The 18,002-nt window shown below is 63.3% G+C and carries 15 protein-coding genes; 8 read left to right on the top strand and 7 right to left on the bottom strand.

All coding sequences use genetic code 11. The features are described from left to right. Nucleotides 1-275 precede the first annotated feature (275 nt). The 3 genes from FAZ97_RS28820 (at nt 276) to FAZ97_RS28810 (ending at nt 1,697) form a co-directional block, all read left to right on the top strand. A complete protein-coding gene (locus FAZ97_RS28820) occupies nt 276-869 on the top strand; it encodes a J domain-containing protein (protein WP_158762135.1) in 594 nt (197 codons plus the stop codon). 83 nt (nt 870-952) lie between these two features. After that, complete coding sequence (locus FAZ97_RS28815) at nt 953-1,282, top strand: hypothetical protein (RefSeq protein ID WP_158762134.1); 330 nt, start codon at nt 953-955, stop codon at nt 1,280-1,282. A gap of 118 nt (nt 1,283-1,400) precedes the next feature. Further along, nucleotides 1,401-1,697 (top strand): H-NS histone family protein, encoded by a 297-nt coding sequence (locus FAZ97_RS28810; protein WP_158762133.1) that lies wholly within the window; start codon nt 1,401-1,403, stop codon nt 1,695-1,697. A 37-nt stretch (nt 1,698-1,734) separates the two neighbouring features. On the opposite strand, the gene FAZ97_RS28805 is transcribed toward FAZ97_RS28810, so the two are convergent. Beyond that, entirely contained in the window at nt 1,735-2,496 is a 762-nt protein-coding gene (locus FAZ97_RS28805) for a YoaK family protein (RefSeq protein WP_158762463.1), read from the bottom strand. 1,407 nt (nt 2,497-3,903) lie between these two features. On the opposite strand from FAZ97_RS28805, the gene FAZ97_RS28800 reads away from it, so the two are divergent. Continuing rightward, nucleotides 3,904-4,086: a hypothetical protein gene (locus FAZ97_RS28800; RefSeq protein ID WP_158762132.1), complete on the top strand. Its 183-nt coding sequence runs from the start codon at nt 3,904-3,906 to the stop codon at nt 4,084-4,086. 420 nt (nt 4,087-4,506) lie between these two features. Here FAZ97_RS28800 and FAZ97_RS28795 read toward each other — a convergent pair whose 3' ends face one another. The 6 genes from FAZ97_RS28795 to FAZ97_RS28770 form a co-directional block, all read right to left on the bottom strand. After that, a complete protein-coding gene (locus tag FAZ97_RS28795; RefSeq protein ID WP_158762131.1) occupies nt 4,507-5,874 on the bottom strand; it encodes an FAD-dependent oxidoreductase in 1,368 nt (455 codons plus the stop codon). Nucleotides 5,875-5,876: 2 nt separating this feature from the next. Beyond that, nucleotides 5,877-6,518 carry a PadR family transcriptional regulator gene (locus FAZ97_RS28790; protein ID WP_158762130.1) on the bottom strand — a complete coding sequence of 214 codons (642 nt, stop codon included), beginning with the start codon at nt 6,516-6,518 and terminating at the stop codon, nt 5,877-5,879. 80 nt (nt 6,519-6,598) lie between these two features. Next, complete coding sequence (locus FAZ97_RS28785; RefSeq protein ID WP_158762129.1) at nt 6,599-8,515, bottom strand: NHL repeat-containing protein; 1,917 nt, start codon at nt 8,513-8,515, stop codon at nt 6,599-6,601. 230 nt (nt 8,516-8,745) lie between these two features. After that, nucleotides 8,746-10,431 carry a class I poly(R)-hydroxyalkanoic acid synthase gene (phaC, locus tag FAZ97_RS28780; RefSeq protein ID WP_158762128.1) on the bottom strand — a complete coding sequence of 562 codons (1,686 nt, stop codon included), beginning with the start codon at nt 10,429-10,431 and terminating at the stop codon, nt 8,746-8,748. Beyond that, on the bottom strand, nt 10,428-10,916 hold the full coding sequence (locus tag FAZ97_RS28775) for a MaoC family dehydratase (protein ID WP_158762127.1): 489 nt from the start codon (nt 10,914-10,916) through the stop codon (nt 10,428-10,430). Before FAZ97_RS28775 ends, phaC begins: the two co-directional genes overlap by 4 nt. Nucleotides 10,917-11,214: 298 nt before the next feature. Next, complete coding sequence (locus FAZ97_RS28770; protein WP_158762126.1) at nt 11,215-11,934, bottom strand: TetR/AcrR family transcriptional regulator; 720 nt, start codon at nt 11,932-11,934, stop codon at nt 11,215-11,217. A 345-nt stretch (nt 11,935-12,279) separates the two neighbouring features. On the opposite strand from FAZ97_RS28770, the gene FAZ97_RS28765 reads away from it, so the two are divergent. The 4 genes from FAZ97_RS28765 (at nt 12,280) to FAZ97_RS28750 (ending at nt 17,970) form a co-directional block, all read left to right on the top strand. Next, entirely contained in the window at nt 12,280-13,545 is a 1,266-nt protein-coding gene (locus tag FAZ97_RS28765) for a Zn-dependent hydrolase (protein ID WP_158762125.1), read from the top strand. A 123-nt stretch (nt 13,546-13,668) separates the two neighbouring features. Continuing rightward, nucleotides 13,669-15,063, top strand: coding sequence for an NAD(P)-dependent oxidoreductase (locus FAZ97_RS28760; protein WP_158762124.1), 1,395 nt, complete (start codon nt 13,669-13,671; stop codon nt 15,061-15,063). A 62-nt stretch (nt 15,064-15,125) separates the two neighbouring features. Next, the gene (gene preA, locus FAZ97_RS28755; protein WP_158762123.1) at nt 15,126-16,403 is read left to right on the top strand and encodes an NAD-dependent dihydropyrimidine dehydrogenase subunit PreA; all 1,278 of its coding nucleotides are present in this window, start codon (nt 15,126-15,128) and stop codon (nt 16,401-16,403) included. A gap of 64 nt (nt 16,404-16,467) precedes the next feature. Beyond that, nucleotides 16,468-17,970: an NCS1 family nucleobase:cation symporter-1 gene (locus FAZ97_RS28750; RefSeq protein ID WP_158762122.1), complete on the top strand. Its 1,503-nt coding sequence runs from the start codon at nt 16,468-16,470 to the stop codon at nt 17,968-17,970. Nucleotides 17,971-18,002 lie beyond the last annotated feature (32 nt).

Below are 18,002 nucleotides of genomic sequence, written 5' to 3'. Positions count from 1 at the left end.
ACGATCGTGCTTTTGATAGCCGCAGTTAGTGTCACCGCTCACTACCGGCGCGAACGGCGCAGGGCCGATTTGCTGCGCAATCTCGATCATCACGATTGGTGTCGCTGGACACGGGTTCGACGCTAAGGCTCCGCGCTGCGGGTTGGCGCTACGGGTAGACCTCGCCAATTGATGTTCATTTGATTAGGACACTTGATCGATGGTCTGCGCTCGGCCGGTATGGTTGCGGACGACATGCTACGATCGACGGCATCTCACTTCATATTGTGCGAGCCATGGCGACGTTGTATGACTTGCTGGGCGTAAGCGACGACGCGAGCGACGCGGACATCAAGCGGGCCTACCGCAGGGCCGCGATGAAAGCGCATCCCGACCGTAATATGGGACGCGAAGCCTCTGCTCACGCTCAGTTCCAGGAGCTCAAGGAAGCTTACGCGATTCTTTCCGACCCGGCGCAGCGTAGCGTCTATGACGCGGTCTACGCCGAGGAGATGGGGCGTCTCGCCCGCGAGCAGGAAGAAGAAGCGCGTTTGCAGGAGGCGGCGCGCCAGGAGGCGTATGCGCGGCATGTGGCCGTGGCCATGCGCTTCGCCGAGCAGGGCTACAACCGCGATGTCGTGTTCGGCGCACTGCTCGCTGGCGATTGCGAAACCGAACTGGCCGGGCGTATTGCCGATGGTGCGCTCGCGCTGCATCGGTCGCGTCAGGCGGACAACGCCATGCCGCGCGAAGCCGGGGAACCGGGCGAGGCGACGCCGCCATCCGCAACGCATCGCGCAACTGACGAAGCGTCGCGCAACGCCGACGATCGTCGTCACGCGAACTTCTTCAGTGCGATCTGGCACGGTATGTTTGGTTTGCATCCCTGAACCCGCACAAGTGTCAAATTGAGGCGCACGTGCGGGAGCAGGGGTACGATAGTGAGCGAAACATTACTCAGCGTGGTCACCCTATGACTTCGAACTCACATGCCGCCCACGATGTCGACACAGAGGCGCTGGCAACCTTGTCAGAGTATCTGGAGCTTGCACTCGACAAGGGGGGAAGCCTGATTCTCGTTCGCACGCCTGGCGGGAAAAGCGAAGTTTATCTGGGCGATCCCGCTCTGTTGCAGGAGGACTGGACGCACCTTGGCGCGATTCCCGAGCCGGTGGCCCGGGCGATACTGGAGGGCACGCGCTCCGGGCTCAACGAACTGACTATCCAGGCGCAAAGCTATCGTTTTGTACGGTTGTTCGCTCAGGTCGCCGATGTGGGGGCAGTCGTCTTCGTCGCGGCCTGATCGATCTGCCGCGTTCGCTTGTTTTCGCATCGGCCACGGCCGAGCGATCACGTAGAGAGGGGGCGTGCGCGAAAGCCACTATGATTAGCGAATGGTGTCCACGCGCAGGAGACGATTCGTGGCAACGTACAAGGAACTCAAAGCGCAACTCGCGGAACTCGAGAGTCAGGCGGCCATCGCCCGGCAGCAAGAGTTCGAGACGGTTCTCGCCGATATCCGCGCAAAGGTGGCCGAATTCGGCTACACGCAGCAGGACATCTTTGGCAGTCGACGTGGCAGGCCGGGGCTTTCGCATCGTGCGGCGCCCGCGAAATATCGCGATCCCGCAAGTGGCGCGACCTGGTCCGGCAGGGGACGCGCGCCGAACTGGATCAAGGACGCGAAGAATCGCGACAAGTTTCTGATCAGCGAATAAGTTGCCTGGTCTCGTCCATCAGGGAGCGGCGTCGTCCTCAAAAAAGGCCGCGCAGCGGCAGGCGGCGCAAATCGTCGGTGACCGGAACGCTGGCGAGGATAACCAGCAGCATCGACAAAGGAACGCCCGCGGCAAAGCCGAAATGGCGGAATGCCAGTGCGCCCAGCGTTCCGCCAAGCAAAAACATGCCGAGCAGCGAACCGAGTACGCGTACGCGCTGCTTGTCGGCCGCCACGTGTTGCGGCGCTGAAGCCGGTACGCCCCAATTCCAGTACAGCGCCTTCCCTAATTCAATTCCCAGATCAGTCACGATGCCGGTCACATGCGTCGTGCGGATTTCCGCCTGTGAGATTTTCGTGATCATGGCGTTCTGCACGCCCATGACGTAACAGAGCACGGCAACCGTCAGCGGCACGAAGAGAACACGATGAATCTCGAGATTCGCGCCGAGCGCGGCGAAGCAAAGGAGCAGGGCGGCTTCGAGCATGAGCGGCAGCGCATAGACACTGCGCGCGCAACGGCGGCGTCCCCAGTTGATCAGAATGGCGGAAGTCGCGGCGCCACCCACGAAGGCAAGGACGGAACTGATAGCGGACAACGCGATGGCGCTGTTGCCAAGCGCGGCGCTGTCGGCAAGAGACGAGACGATGCCGGACATGTGCGACGTGTATTGCCCGACGGCGAGGAACCCGCCGGCATTGATCGCGCCGGCGACCCACGCTAGTGCGCGGCCGAGCCGCAGGTTGGCCCGCTCGGTGCGTTCGACGGAGGTGAAGCTGCGCAGATAGTGAATGGGCACGACGGCGTTCCAGGCTACGAGCGTCGAAACGCACAGTCTACGACGCGCATTGATTGCATGGCCCGGCGTCCTGCGGCGTTGGGGTGCGGTTGTTTGCCGCAGGGCTCGCCATATTGTCGTGAATTCGTGGAGTTCTCGCGTACTTCGATTGCGCGTGGCTTTTCCGCGCACGAACCGGGTTTTGGCGTTGTAGATCGGTGTGAGATCGCCGATATCAAAGCGATCTGCCGAGGGAGGCCGGTCATGCGCTCATGGCGAGCGTCTCCAGGCGCGCGACCTCGCGCCGAAGCGCCTGGCCAGGCGCTACTGTGCTGACTCGTCGGGAGCCTCCTGCAGGCCGTTGCCGCCACGCGCCGGCGTCAGTATTGGTGGCTCATAGCCGCCCGTATCCACCGCGAAACCGGCTTTGGTCGCACCGGTCATGCCGCCCGGTGGCCCGTAATGGTTCGCAGCCCGTGCAGGACCGGCGCCGCTGCCCGTGCCGGTCACGGCTGGCGGACCGTAGTCGTTCGCCACCGGCGCGGCAACTTGTTTTGCAACCGCAACAGGGGCTGGGCGAGGGACGGGGTCCGTCGCAGCCGGCGGCGCCTGATTGTTCGCAATCGGCGTAACGGGCGCCCCGGCGGCCATGTTTCGGACCGAAGTCGTCACGTTCGTTGGCGGGGCGTAGTCGCTCCGGGCTGGCGAGGGCGCCGCCGCGGCGTTCATAGGGGCGGGCTTGTCGGGCGCGCGCTGTGGCGGTGCGTATGCGTTCACGACCGGTGCGGGTGGGTGAGGTGGCACTATTTCAACCATCGCCGAAGGTGTACTCACGCCAAATGAACTGCGGCCCAAATGTCCACCGGGTCCGCTTGCACTAGCGCTGCCCGCTGAGCTACCCGCGCTCGAGCCACCACCTGCGCCGGCACTACTGCCGCCGGAACTGCCTGCACCCGCGCTACCTCCGCTGGAGCCGCTGCTACCGGAACTGCTGCCACCGGAGCTACCTCCGCTGGAGCCGCTGCTACCGGAGCTGCTGCCACCGGAGCTACCTCCGCTGGAGCCGCTGCTACCGGAGCTGCTGCCACCGGAGCTACCTCCGCTGGAGCCGCTGCTACCGGAACTGCTGCCACCGGAGCTACCTCCGCTGGAGCCGCTGCTACCGGAGCTGCTGCCACCGGAGCTACCTGCGCCGGAGCCACTGCTACCGGAACTGCTGCCACCGGAGCTACCCGAGCCGGAACTACCTGAGCCGGAACTACCTGAGCCGGAACTACCTGAGCCGGAACTACCTGAGCCGGAACTACCCGACCCTGAGCCTGCACCTGATCCGGAGCCCGAGCCCGATCCAGAACCTGAACTCGACCCAGAACCAGAACCAGAACTCGACCCAGAACCAGAACTCGACCCAGAGCCAGAACTCGAGCCGTGGCCGCCGCCATTACCTCCACCATTGCCACCGCCGTTCCCACCACCATTGCCACCGCCGTTGCCACCACCGTTCCCACCACCATTACCGCCGCCGTTCCCACCACCATTACCACCGGCTGCACCATAGGCCGCACCCGACAGGGCCAAAGCCAGCACCCATACAATGGCCTGCTTCATTGATCGGTTCATCGTCTCCCCCATTTCGCGCAAGCCGCTTCAAAAAACGCGTGTGGCTCGCGCAAAGTGCTCAGCGCGTCGCCCCACACGCGCGCAAGCGATATACCTCGACACGCTCCCCCGATGCGTCGTCGGCATTGTTCAGAACAACTATCATCGTTGCGACTATGCGAGTTATTAGCGGAACGCAATCACGCATCGCTACCGAATGCGGCGACCGGAAACGTCAGTCATTCACTACTTGATTCGCATTGCGAAGCAATATGATTCACCTGCACGGTAAGCAGAGTCGCCTTATGTGGATTGTCGGGGCTAACCGTCGCGATGGAGTGCGTTGGCGCAGAAATGCTAGTGAATGGCGGCGGCGGGACGCCAACACAGGCGCGGGACAGGCCCGCGCGGGGTCAGGCCCGGCAGCGTGCGCTAATGCGAAGCTACAGCGCTTTCTTCTTCGCTGCCGCGAAACCGGTTTTCCGATTCGATCATGCGCCGCTTCAGTGGCGGCACATTGTTCACGACGCGCATTGCCGTGCGCATCGCACCGAGCGCGAAGCGTCCGACAATGGGCCGATGGATCGCGTCTCGCTCGTCAAACTGCTTGCGGGACTCCGCGACAGCGTGAAAGCCATAGCGGCGCATCTGCGCTTCGTAGTCGGCAACCGCATCCACTAACGGCAGCTCGCCGCGCGTAACCCGCACGAGTTGCGAGCCGAGCAATTGCGCATCGCGCAGCGCCGTATTCGCACCGACGCCTCGGCCCGGCGTCATCAAATGGATTGCATCGCCGAGCACGGTAACGTTCGACGCCGGCCATGGGTCGACGGGCACAGACGTGCGCACGTCTACGGCAAAAGTCGTCGATAGGTCCGACGCGCGAATCAACGCGCGCAGGTTGGGGTGCCACCCGTCGGTCATCTGCATGGCGAGCGCGAGCCGGGCCGGCGCTTCGAGCTTCATCGGATCGGCGGGAACGTTGCGGCGCGCGCCCCATACGCCCCACATCAGATAATCGCGCGTGTTGTCGTAGAGCAGGCCCGGCCAGCGTTCGATCAGCGCGGCGTCGTTGCCGCCGATGCCGGACCTGGCGCCGGTCCCGTCCCAGTTGAATTCCATCACATGGATAATCGCGCCGTAGCCCTTCGGCGCGGAGATCAGCGTAATGCCGTCGAGTACCTTGGGCGGCAAAAGCGCGCGGTTTGCTTCGGTCATCGGCACCTTCGCCGCGATGCTCACGATGCCGGTGTTCTCCAGCCTCGCGTGCGGGAGCAGTTGCCTTCGGACCTTCGAACGCGCGCCGTCGGCGCCGACCAGCACATCCGCGCTCGCGCGCGTGCCGTCGGCAAAGTGCGCAGTGACGCGGCCGTCGTCATGCCGCTCGTATGCGACGAAGGTCTTGTCGAAATGCACGCGTTCTTCCAGCCCCGTGAGCAAGACCTGGCGCAGCGTCATGCGGCTCACCGACTTCCCGCCATCGATCTCGCTTTCGCCGATGCCGACCGACAGCAGCTCCGACATGCGCTCGGTGAGCATGTTGAAGTAGCCCGGCGTGCGCGCGCAGGTGGCGAGGAACGTTGCGAAGAGTTCTGGCGGCAGCGCGGCCTTCAGGGCGGCGAGGCCGTGCGGATCGATGCCGACGCGATAGCCTTGCAGACCGTCGACGCGCGTACGATCCCGTTCGTACACCTGAACATTGATGCCGGCGCGCTGCAGGCTGTGTGCGAGACACAGGCCGCCGGTTCCCGCGCCAATGATCATGACCGAGAGCGGAGTTTGCGGGTTGAAGTGCGCCATGGCTATCCCTCCTTCGATGATTCGCGTGTTGCAGGCGTGTCGGATGGCGGTGCGAAACGCTCGGCGAGCTCGCGCAGCCACGGCTCGCTCCACGTAAGATTGCCGGCTTTCAGGTCGGCCACGACGCTCGTGATCCAGTCGAGCTCGGTCTTGAGCGTCGCTCTCATGAGTTCGCCTTCGAGCAGGAAGAGACGGGGCACCTGCATCGCTTCGGCGCCCGCGTACAAGGCGTCCGTGCGGGCAAGTTCGCGCGTGAGGGCCGCCGCGCGCGTTTCGAGCTGGCGCCGGGCGTCGTCGGGTGGCAGCAACGGCAACAGCGAGAGCGCCGCGGGAAACGCCGGGAATTCGCGCGCGGGCTGCGCGAGCTGCTCGCGCAGCCACAGGCGCGCCGTGTCGCGCCCTGCGTCGGTGATTTCGTAGATCGTGCGTTCAGGAAACGCGCCGTCGCGCTCCGTTTCGCGTACGGCGATCAGGTCCCCGCGCAAAAGCCGGTCAATCGTCTGATAGAGGCTGTTGCGCTGCCGCACGTTGACGACTTCGTCCTTGCCGCGCGCCTTGATGAGCTGCTGCATCCGGTAGGGATGCATCGGCGCCTCGGTCAGCATGGCGAGAACGATGAGGGCGAGGGGCGAATGTCGGAGCATGGGCGTCTAGTCTATTTGTGTCTAGTTATATTATGACTATCAACCCGGAAACGCAAGGACGCGCGTAAAAAGACTTGCGGTTACGGGTGCCAGCGATAAACGACGACGCTCGATCCGTTGTAATTGTCTTTCGTGATCACGTATTCGCCGCTCGCGCGCAGGTACGCGCGAATGCCGTACATCGAATCCACGTCGTTGCCGACATCCATTGCCGCAGGATTCGAGTTCGTCAACGTCGTGACGAGGCTGCCGGTGTCGAGGTCGAACACGTCGATATTCGGCACCGTATGCACGTAGCCGACGAACAGATAGTGCCCGGCCGCGGCGACCGATTTCGGGTTCGGGCTCGTGAGGTCGATCACCGGACTCGGCGCGCTCGTGTTGCCCGCCTTCCAGCCGTGATAGACCTCGATGTGTCCGTTCATTGCCGTCCAGTCCCAGCTTCCCGCAATGCCTTGCGCGAGGATCATCGTGTCGCTATCCGACTGATAAACGATGCGCGTGAGCGGCCGCGCCGTACGCGGGATCGCTATCGTACTGGCCGGGCCCCATGACGGTTTGCCGTTCGTGTCGAAGCCCGTCAGCGGATAGTGGGAAATCTGATTGGTACGGTCGAGGCCCGCCCAGACGTCGCCATTGCCGTCTATCGCGAAGCCGCCCGTCACTTTCGTATTCGTATTGAATGCCTTGCCCGGAATCGAGCCGTCGGGAATGGCGATATACCCGCTCGACGGCTGGAAATGAAAGAAGTTGAACGTGTCGGGATTCTGGCCGGAAGCGACGAGAATGCGGCTGCCGCCCACCACGACAAGTTGGCCGAAAAGCTGGCCGCGCTGATAGTCGCTGAAGTTCAGTCGCGGATCCGCCGGCCAGGTAAACGGATCGATCGTGTTCGCGACGAACGTTCCGCCTGACGTGCCAGTGTAGATGTTGTTGCCGCTGTAGAAGTTGGCGCCGTCCGTTGCCGGGTCGGGCGCGGCAATGGCCTCGAAATTGAGCGCCTGTAAAGTCCACTGCAGCGTGCCCGTTGAGTTGTACGAATGAATGTCGGTGCTGCCATTGCGCCCGAGATCCCAGTCGCCACCCCACGCGTTATTGAGCACGTAGAGATTGCCGGCTGCATCCTTGCCAATACCAACGACGCGCGTGAAGCGCTTGTCGCCGACCTGCCCCTTGATGCCCGTCGTCGTGTCGAGATAGCCTCCCTGAACGCCGAACGTGCCGACCAGCGCAGGCACACCGGTCAGGCCATAACACTTGATGTTCATGTCGGGCCCTTCGTCGCCAACCAGCAGCTGATTCGTCGGCGCATCGAAATCGAGTGCCGATGGCCTTGCACCCGCAGCCATCTGGATCGTGTTCAGCGGCGCGCCGGTCGGGCTGAACTGCGCGACCACGCCCGCGTTTTCGCGTGCGACCCAGACGTTGCCCGCGCCGTCGATTGCGAGTGCGCCGGGTTGCGGGACGCCAATGTCACGTTGCCAGGCGCCGTCGGTCATATACACCCGTATGCGGTTGCCGTAGTAGTCGCTGACGTAGAGCAGTGTGCCCGCTGTCGCGAGACCCGTGATCACGTCTGCGTTCTGGATTCCGGTCCACGTGCTGACCGCAATGCGAAGGTCCCGAGTATTCGAACTCCGGTTGTAGCGGCCCACAGAACCGCTGCCGAACGCGCGACTGTAACCGAGCGCGACGAAGATCGATGTCGCGTTGCCCGTGATCGCGCTGCCCTGAAACTCGTCATGCGCGCCGATGGTGCCACGCGTCGCGCCGTTCTGGTAGAGCGCCACGCCACCCGCGTTTTCGTCCCAGCGCGATGACGTATAGATGACGCCCTCGGGCGCGACCCACATCGAGCGTGCGCCGTTACCGACGTGTGCGGCGAGCGTGCCATACGTGTTGGCGAGCCAGTCGGTCGTGTATTGCGCATATGTGGCGGGCGCAATCGCGACGCAGAAGAGGCCGAGTAGTGCTGCGCAAATCCGGCTTTTGAACATGCGCCGTGTTTCTCCACAGACATCGCATCGCGACGGCGTTAATTGCCGCGCATAAAGGGCACGCCTTCGAAGCCTCGCGGCATTCGGTAGGCCACGCTTTGCGCGCGCGTGTTTGTGGAGTGTAGTCAGGAAATCGCAATCGGCGCTTCAACTCGTTCATTGGGTAAGCCTCTGCATGTGTCTGGCGACCGTGAGGCAAACACGACCGCGTAGCACGTGCGATGCATCGCTCAACCCGAGCGCACCTTGACGTAACGACCGGGCGCGGGCTCGATCGGCCGGAATTTCGTGCTTCCGAGCTTCGTGCGCGCCTTGACTCGTCCACCCGCGTGCGGTTGCAGCCACGCGATCCAGTGGTTCCACCATGTGCCCGGAGCCTGCTGCGCAGACGCGAACCAGCCTTCGGCATCACTTGCAGCGTTGCTGTTCTCGTCGCCGCCTACCCAATAGCATCGTTTGTTCTTTGTCGCCGGATTGATGACGCCGGCGATATGCCCGCTTGCCCCGAGCACGAACTGGGTCTCGCCACCGAGAAGCCCGGTGCTGCGCCACGCCGACTTCCAGGGAACGATGTGATCCTCCTGGGTCGCCAGCACATAGGCGGGCATGTCGATGCGGCCGAGGTCGACCGGAACGCCGCACATGGTGAGCTTTGCGGGCACGCGCAGGTTGTTTTCGAGGTACATGTTGCGCAAGTACCAGGTGTACATCGGGCCGGGCAGATTGGTGCTATCCGCGTTCCAGTACAGGAGGTCGAAAGCCGCCGGGTTTCTCCCCTTCAAATAATTGTTGATCACGTAAGGCCAGATCAGATCGTTGGCGCGCAACATCTGGAACACGAAGCCGAGCTCACGCCCTGGGTAGATGCCGCCGCTTCCTATCGATCGCTCACGCTGCAAGACGGTTTGCTCATCGATGAAGACACCGAGATCGCCCGGATCGGTAAAGTCGAGCATGGTCGTCAGTAGCGTCAGGCTCGCGACCTTGTCTTCTTCGCGCGCGCGTATCACTGCAAGCGCTGAAGAGAGGATCGTACCGCCCACACACCAGCCTACCGTGTTGACCTTGTCCGCACTGGTGATCGCAAGGGCGATATCGATTGCCTCCATCACGCCCGATTCCAGGTAGTCGTCCCACGTCGTATGCGCCGTTTGAGCGTCGGGATTGCGCCACGACACCATGAATACTGTTTGTCCCTGCTCGACGGCGAAGCGCACAAAGGAATTTTCAGGCTGCAGGTCGAGAATATAGAACTTGTTGATGCAAGGCGGCACGACGAGCAAAGGGCGCTTCGCGACGTGCGTACCGAGCGGTGCGTACTGGATCAACTGAAACAGCGCGTTCTCGAAGACAACCGCGCCTTTGGACACAGCAACGTTGCGACCTACCTCGAACGCGGCTTCGTCGGTGATCGTAATGGTGCCGCGCGCGAGGTCTCCAATCAGATTGGTCATGCCGGCACGAAGACTCTCACCGTTCGACTCGATAGCCATCCGGATCGCCTCCGGGTTCGTGGCGGCGTAGTTCGTGGGGCTCGCGGCATCGATGAACTGGCGCATGAAAAAGCGCAGTCTGTGCTTTTCGCGTTCGTCATAGCCTGTCGCGCCGACCATGTCTTCGAGCAGGCCGCCATTGGCCAGGTAGCACTGCCGAAGGAGGTTATACCAGGCGTTGCCGGTCCACTCGTCGGCCCGAAACCGTGGGTCGCGGCGTGCCTCGTCGCCTGCTGCCTGCGGGTTCAGCATGTCCGTCCACAGCGCCCACTGCTGCTCCCAGTAGCGAGCACCGGCTTCGTGCAATAGCGCCGGCGCAACGGCTGCACTCGCCGGAATGCCGGCCAGCGCGTTCAGAAAGTCTTTGGCCGAGCGGGAAAATCCGTGCGCGACTTCGTCGGGCATATTGAAGAGATTGCTCATACCCGTTCCGATACCGTATTCGCGCAGTCGTCTGCCGAACGTTTCTCGATAGCGCGATCCGCTCTTGAAGTGGGCATGACGAGTGCGTCGCCTTCGATCACCACCTTGCCTTGCACGGTGCAGATGGTGTCCAGCACGACGCGCCGCTTGCCCGCGATGAGTTCGCGCACTGTCACCGTGGCTTTCACCGTGTCGCCGGGCCTCACGGGCGCCTTGAAGCGCAGATTCTGCGCAAGGTAGATCGTGCCCGGGCCGGGCAGGCGGCCGGCGATTGCCGCGGAGATCATGCTTGCGCTGAGCATGCCGTGCGCAATGCGTCCCTTGAAGGGCGTCTTGCGCGAAAACTCTTCGTCGATGTGCACGGCGTTGTTGTCGCCCGACGCGCCGGCAAACAGTACGATATCCGCATCGGTAATGGTCTTGGCGAAACTCGCACTCATACCCGGTGCCAGATCTTCGAAGTCGTATCCTGCAATATCATTCATACGTTATCCTAAAGATTTGATAGTCGCTTGACTTGCGTGGTGTGCCGGGAAGGCAATTCATCTCGCGTAGCGGGGCGGCGAATCGTGTCGCGGCCCGACGATCATGTCGCGATTGTTCACACGAAATGTCGTCAGTACAGGGTTCGTGGTCGAAATTGGACGATACGGCAAACGCGGATATCGCATTTACGATTGGGCGCCACGGTTTTAGTAATTCGCGCCATCGTTTGCCTTGGGGGAGGGCGGCGAGCAGTACGCCAGCGGGCGCTACGCCGGATCGCACACCATCGTCACCTTTCTATTGCCCAGGCGAGCGCGCGCCACTTGCGCGCAAGATCAATCGCACCACTTCCTCGGTGCTCGCCTCGAACCCCGCGGTGGAAAGTGCGCGCTTGCCCGAGAGCGCGCGAATTTGCGCCTCGAAATCGGCGTAGTGCTGCGTGGTGGCCCAGATCATGAATAGCAGTGTCTTCGGATCGACGGGGGCAAGCAGTCCTTCGGCAATCCAGCGATCGATCAGCGTCACGCGTGTTTCCATCCATGGCTTCACGCGCTTGAGCAGGATGTCCTGCATATGCATCGCACCACTAATTATTTCGTTCGCCCACACTTTCGACCCAAGCGGCCGGCGCCGCGAGAGTGCCATCTTCGCGCGCACGTAACCGCCTATGGCTTCGACCGGATCGTCGCTCGCGTCAAAGGTGTTGGCGGCGGCATTCCATTCCTCGAACAGATCGTCGAGCACGCGCCAGTAGAGCGCGAGCTTGGTCGGGAAGTAGTAGTGCAGATTCGCTTTCGGCAGGCCCGCGCGCTCCGCGATCAGCGCCGTGCTCGCGCCTTCGAAGCCGCGCTCGGCGAACACGGCTTCCGCGCAGGCGAGCAGATGCGCTTCGTTCGACTCGCGAATGGCGGCTTTGCGCCGGCGCGGCTTGTGCGTTGCGTCAGCGGCGTCCCGTTCTTGCGCCGTGCCGCGTATCGCGTGGGACGCGGCTCGCGTGGTGGGTTCGTCGTCGCGCATGTTGGTCGGTCCGTTCATAAGGGAAGAGGCGGCGCGGCTCGCGCGCGCATGACGGCTTCATTGTAGTCACGATGTAAGCGCCTCGTGTATTCCCCGCACTCGGGGAAAACGCGTGGGCTGGCGCGGGTGTTTTCGCGCACTGCAGCATCGATGGCACGCTTCTCGCTGGTAACACCGCATTGAATTCGCAAAGTTTATCGTCTACAACCTGTCCAATCGGACAGGATTCGCGGGACAAGGTTTCGGGAGTCGCGAAGGGCGAGCGAGGCGCGCACCGCCATGGCTCTTCCCGCCCCAGAAGGCGGCACGAATGCACGATCGACGAACACGCACAGGAGGACACGCATGAACGCAGTAAGCGAAGCCGCGCTGACGACCGCGATCCACGTGAACGGCCAGCGTCTGTGGGACAGCCTGATGGAGATGGCGAAAATCGGCGCTACGCCCAAGGGCGGCGTGTGCCGTCTCGCGCTGACCGACCTCGATAAACAGGGACGCGATCTCATCGTGCAGTGGGCGAAGGAGGCGGGCTGCACGGTGAGCGTCGACCAGATGGGCAACGTCTTCATGCGCCGCGCGGGGCGCAACAGCGACTTGCCGCCCGTGATGACCGGTTCGCATGCGGATTCGCAGCCCACGGGCGGGCGCTTCGACGGCATCTATGGCGTGCTGGGCGGGCTCGAAGTGATTCGCTCGCTCAACGATCACGGCATTCAAACCGAGCGCCCCGTCGAAACCGTGATCTGGACCAACGAAGAAGGCTCGCGTTTTGCGCCAGCGATGGTTGCCTCCGGCGTGTTCGCGGGTGTCTTCACGCTCGACTACGGACTCTCGCGCAAGGACGTCGATGGCAAGACCATCGGCGAGGAATTGCAGCGTATCGGCTACGCGGGCGACCTGCCTTGCGGCGGGCGCAAGATTCACGCTGCGTTCGAGCTGCATATCGAGCAGGGGCCGATCCTCGAAACCGAAAACAAAACCATCGGCGTCGTGACGGACGCACAAGGCCAACGCTGGTACGAAGTCGTGCTCACGGGGCAGGAGGCGCATGCGGGCCCCACGCCGATGCCGCGCCGCCGCGACGCGCTGCTGGGCGCCTCGCGTGTCGTGCAACTCGTGAACGAAATTGGCCTGGGCCATGCGCCGCTGGCCTGCGCGACCGTCGGCATGATGCAGGTGCATCCGAATTCGCGCAACGTGATTCCGGGGCGCGTGTTCTTCACCGTCGATTTTCGACATCCGCAGGACGACGTGCTCGCGCAGATGGATGCCGAACTGCGCGAAGGCATTGCGAAGATTGCAGAGCAAGGCAAGCTGGAAGCGCAGGTCGAACAGATTTTCTATTACGCGCCGGTGCCGTTCGACAAGGCCTGCGTGAACTCCGTGCGCGCGGCGGCGGAGCGCTTTGGCTATTCGAACCGCGAGATCGTCTCGGGCGCGGGTCACGACGCGTGTTATCTCGCGACAGTCGCGCCAACTTCGATGGTGTTCGTCCCATGCATCGACGGCATCAGTCATAACGAGGTCGAGGACGCGACGATCGAATGGATCGAGGCGGGCGCGAACGTGCTGCTGCACGCCATGCTCGAACGCGCGAGCGAGCCTGGCTGACGCCTTTGACGCTCACGCAAGCGGCCTGAGAGCCGCGTTGTCTTTCCCGTTGTCCCCACGTACCGGCTGTGCGCGTTCCGCACAGCCGGCGAGTCCGTGTTTTGCCTCGCAAGGAGCATCCGGATGTCCCAGCCCAACTCGAATGCCGCCGACGGCATCGCGCCTGGCCGCCTCACCGCCGAGCAGCTAGGCTGCAACTTTGCCGACGTCGCGCCGCCGCTTTCCGCCAACGCCGCCGTCATTGCCGCGGATCGCTGCCACTACTGTTACGACGCGCCGTGTGTGGCGGCATGCCCGACCGGTATCGATATTCCGGGATTTATCCGCAAGATCGGCAACGGCAATCTCAAGGGCGCGGCGCGCGATATTTTGAGCGCTAACCCATTGGGCGGCACGTGCGCCCGTGTATGCCCCACCGAGATTCTTTGCGAAGGGGCGTGTGTTCGGAATCATCAGGATGGCGAACCAGTGCAGATCGGCGCGCTGCAGCGCCATGCCACCGACTTCCAGATGGCGCGCGAGGCTGCCGGCGCGCCGGCGCTCTTCAAGCGCGCCAGCGACACGGGACGCCGCGTTGCCGTGGTCGGGGCCGGCCCGGCGGGGCTTGCCTGCGCGCATACGCTTGCGCTTGCGGGGCATCGCGTGAGTGTGTTCGACGCGCGTGAAAAGCCGGGCGGCCTCAACGAATACGGCATCGCGGCGTACAAGGTCGTCGACGACTTTGCGCAACGCGAAGTGCAATGGCTGCTCTCCGTTGGCGGCATTGAAATACGCCAGGGCCAGCGCCTGGGACGTGACGTCACGCTAACCGAACTGCGCGCTGCGTATGACGCCGTGTTCATTGGCGTGGGCCTCGGCGGCACGCAATCGCTTTCCATTGAAGGCGAAGCGCTCGATGGCGTGCTCGATGCCGTGGAGTTCATCGCACGCCTGCGCGAGGCCGGCGATCTCTCCACGTTGGCCATGGGCCGCAAGGTGGTGGTGATCGGCGGCGGCAATACGGCCATCGATGCCGCCGTGCAAAGCCGCAAGCTGGGCGCTGAGCAGGTGACGCTTGCGTATCGCCGCGGTGCGGAGCAAATGAGCGCCACCTGGGCCGAACAGGATTTCGCTCGTGCACAGGGTGTGGCGCTCGTCGAATGGATGAAGCCGCTGCGCATTACCGGCGACACGCGCGTGCGGGCTGTGGAGTTCGAACGCACCGCGCTCGATGCGGGCGGTGCGTTGCGCGGCACCGGCGAAATTGTGCGCGTAGAAGCCGATATGGTGTTGAAGGCCATTGGCCAGAAGCTCTTGCCCGAAGGCCTGGTTGGCCTCGATGCCCTGCAACTGAGCGCAGGCGGCGCGCGCATTGTCGTCGATGCGGATGGCGCGACTTCCATCGAAGGCGTATTCGCCGGTGGAGACTGCGCAGGCCACCGCGCAACCGACCTCACCGTGCAGGCCGTGCAGGACGGCAAGCTCGCCGCGCGCGCAATCGACCGCTACCTCGCGAGTCAGTCCGCTAAAGCGGCTTGAACTGCGCGGCTTGAACCGCGCGATCAACACACCGAAACCAGACAATTCGAAGGAGTCGCATCATGGCCGACCTGCGCTGCACGATTGCCGGCATTGAATCGCCCAACCCGTTCTGGCTCGCGTCCGCGCCGCCCACCGACAAGGCCTATAACGTGAACCGCGCGTTCGAGGCGGGCTGGGGCGGCGTAGTCTGGAAAACGCTCGGGCTCGACCCGCACGTCGTGAATGTGAGTTCGCGCTACGGCGCTACCACCTGGCACGGACAGCGCATTGCCGGGCTGAACAACATCGAACTCATCACCGACCGGCCGCTCGACGTGAACCTCAAGGAAATCGCGCAGGTGAAGCGCGACTGGCCCGAGCGCGCGCTCATCGTTTCGCTGATGGTGCCGTGTACCGAGCAAGACTGGAAGTGGATTCTGCCGCAGGTCGAAGACACCGGTGCCGATGCGGTAGAGCTCAACTTCGGCTGCCCGCATGGCATGAGCGAGCGCGGCATGGGCGCGGCCGTGGGGCAGGTGCCCGAATACATCGAAATGGTCACGCGCTGGGTGAAGGAGGGCACGCGCCTGCCCTGCCTCGTGAAACTCACGCCCAACGTCACCGACATACGCCACGGCGCACGCGCGGCGATGAAGGGCGGCGCGGACGGCGTTTCGCTCATCAACACGATCAACTCGATCGTGGGCGTCGATCTCGACGTGATGGCGCCGCTGCCCACCGTGGACGGAAAAGGCACGCACGGCGGCTACTGCGGACCGGCCGCCAAGCCCATTGCACTGCACATGGTCGCCGAGATTGCACGCGACCCGCAAACGCACGGCCTGCCCATTTCCGGCATCGGCGGCATTTCCGACTGGCGCGACGCCGCCGAATTCATCGTGCTGGGCGCAGGAAGCGTGCAGGTTTGCACCGCGGCGATGCATTACGGATTCCGAATCGTCAGCGACATGATCGATGGTCTCTCCAACTGGATGGACGACAAGGGCTACGAAAACCTCGACGCCATTCGCGGCCGCGCCGTGCCCAACGTTACCGACTGGCAGTACCTGAACCTCAACTACGACATCAAGGCGCGTATCGACCAGGACCGCTGCATTCAGTGCGGCCTTTGCCATATCGCGTGCGAGGACACCTCGCATCAGGCCATTACCGCCACGCGCGACGGCAAGCGTCACTTCGAAGTGGTCGATGCCAATTGTGTCGGGTGCAATTTATGCATGCATGTCTGCCCGGTCGACGAGTGCATCACGATGGCGCGCGTCGACTCGGCCCGCTACGCGAACTGGACCACGCATCCGAACAACCCTGCACGTGTAGCCGACCCGAAAGCCGCCTGACGCATTGAAACAGCATTGAGCCGATCCGAACGAAACCAACGACAAGCCCCGGAGAACCGCAACCATGAGTCAGCCATTGACAGGCGACGCCAGCGCGCGCCGCGCCGAAAGCGAGCTATACAACGACGATCTCGCGCCAACCGGCGCCGCGCAGCGCACGTGGCGCTGGTATCACTTTGCGGCGCTCTGGGTGGGCATGGTGATGAACATCGCCTCGTACATGCTTGCGGCGGGGCTCACCGAGCAGGGTATGTCGCCCTGGCAGTCGGTGCTGACGGTGCTGCTCGGCAATCTCATCGTGCTCGTGCCAATGCTGCTGATCGGGCACGCAGGCACGAAATACGGCATTCCCTACGCGGTCCTGGTGCGGTCTTCGTTCGGCACCCAGGGCGCAAAGCTGCCCGCCATGCTGCGCGCCATCGTGGCGTGCGGCTGGTACGGCATCCAGTCGTGGCTGGGCGGCAGCGCTATCTATACGCTCGCCAATATCCTCACGCATAACGCGCTGGTGGGCGATGCGCTGCCGTTTCTCGGCATTTCGATCGGGCAGGGCGCGTGCTTTCTCGTGTTTTGGGTGCTGCAACTCTATTTCATCCTGCACGGCACCGATTCGATCCGCTGGCTCGAAAGCTGGTCTGCGCCCATCAAGGTCGTGATGTGCGTGGTGCTCGTGTGGTGGGCCTGTTCGAGGGCGGGGGGCGTGGGTTCGATGCTCTCGCAACCTTCCCAGTTCGTCGCGGGCGGCAAGAAAGCGGGGCTCTTCTGGGCGACGTTCTGGCCAAGCCTCACGGCCATGGTGGGTTTCTGGGCCACGCTCGCGCTCAACATTCCCGACTTCACGCGCTTCGCGAAAACGCAGAAGGACCAGTTCGTGGGGCAGGCCATCGGTTTGCCTGTTCCGATGGCGCTGCTTTCGGTGGTGTCCGTGGTCGTGACGTCGGCGACGGTCGTGATCTACGGCAAGGCGATCTGGGACCCTATCGACCTCACGAGCCGCATGGAGGGCGTTGGCGTGGGCATCGCGCTCGTCATCCTCACTCTCGACACGATGTGCTGCAATCTCGCCGCCAATCTCGTCGGGCCGGCCTACGACTTTTCGAGCCTCTGGCCCAAGGCGATTTCATATAAGGCTGGTGGTCTGATCACCGCGGGCCTCGCGATTGTGATGATGCCGTGGAAGATTCTCGCTACCACGCAGGGCTACATCTTCACCTGGCTCGTCGGCTATTCGGCCCTGCTCGGGCCCGTGGCGGGCATTCTCATCGTCGATTATTTCCTCGTTCGCGGCACGCGCCTGAACACTGCCGAGCTGTTCGAGGAAAACGGCGAATACACCTACTCGAACGGCTGGAATATGGCAGCCGTGATCGCCCTGGTCCTGGGGGTGTTGCCCAACCTGCCTGGCTTTCTCAACACCGCGTTTCCAGGCGTGTTTGCCTCCGTTCCCGACGCGTTCAAGAGCATCTACACCTATGCGTGGTTCGTGGGGCTCGCCATTGCGGCGATCGTCTACGGCGTGATGATGAAGCTCGGCAAGAGCCGGCGCCCAAGCGTGGCGAGCGCATGAGGCATGGCAGCGTGAAATCGTTCAACTGAAGG

The organism is Paraburkholderia acidiphila, from assembly GCF_009789655.1.
GTDB lineage: Bacteria > Pseudomonadota > Gammaproteobacteria > Burkholderiales > Burkholderiaceae > Paraburkholderia > Paraburkholderia acidiphila.
This window is presented reverse-complemented; position numbering and strand designations above follow the sequence as displayed.

Coding starts and splice junctions, on each gene's coding strand:
- FAZ97_RS28775 (WP_158762127.1), bottom strand. CDS start 10,916: ATGAATGATATTGCAGGATACGACTTCGAAGATCTGGCACCGGGTATG.
- preA (WP_158762123.1), top strand. CDS start 15,126: ATGGCCGACCTGCGCTGCACGATTGCCGGCATTGAATCGCCCAACCCG.
- FAZ97_RS28790 (WP_158762130.1), bottom strand. CDS start 6,518: ATGCTCCGACATTCGCCCCTCGCCCTCATCGTTCTCGCCATGCTGACC.
- FAZ97_RS28750 (WP_158762122.1), top strand. CDS start 16,468: ATGAGTCAGCCATTGACAGGCGACGCCAGCGCGCGCCGCGCCGAAAGC.
- FAZ97_RS28785 (WP_158762129.1), bottom strand. CDS start 8,515: ATGTTCAAAAGCCGGATTTGCGCAGCACTACTCGGCCTCTTCTGCGTC.
- FAZ97_RS28820 (WP_158762135.1), top strand. CDS start 276: ATGGCGACGTTGTATGACTTGCTGGGCGTAAGCGACGACGCGAGCGAC.
- FAZ97_RS28770 (WP_158762126.1), bottom strand. CDS start 11,934: ATGCGCGACGACGAACCCACCACGCGAGCCGCGTCCCACGCGATACGC.
- FAZ97_RS28760 (WP_158762124.1), top strand. CDS start 13,669: ATGTCCCAGCCCAACTCGAATGCCGCCGACGGCATCGCGCCTGGCCGC.
- FAZ97_RS28795 (WP_158762131.1), bottom strand. CDS start 5,874: ATGGCGCACTTCAACCCGCAAACTCCGCTCTCGGTCATGATCATTGGC.
- FAZ97_RS28765 (WP_158762125.1), top strand. CDS start 12,280: ATGAACGCAGTAAGCGAAGCCGCGCTGACGACCGCGATCCACGTGAAC.
- FAZ97_RS28815 (WP_158762134.1), top strand. CDS start 953: ATGACTTCGAACTCACATGCCGCCCACGATGTCGACACAGAGGCGCTG.
- phaC (WP_158762128.1), bottom strand. CDS start 10,431: ATGAGCAATCTCTTCAATATGCCCGACGAAGTCGCGCACGGATTTTCC.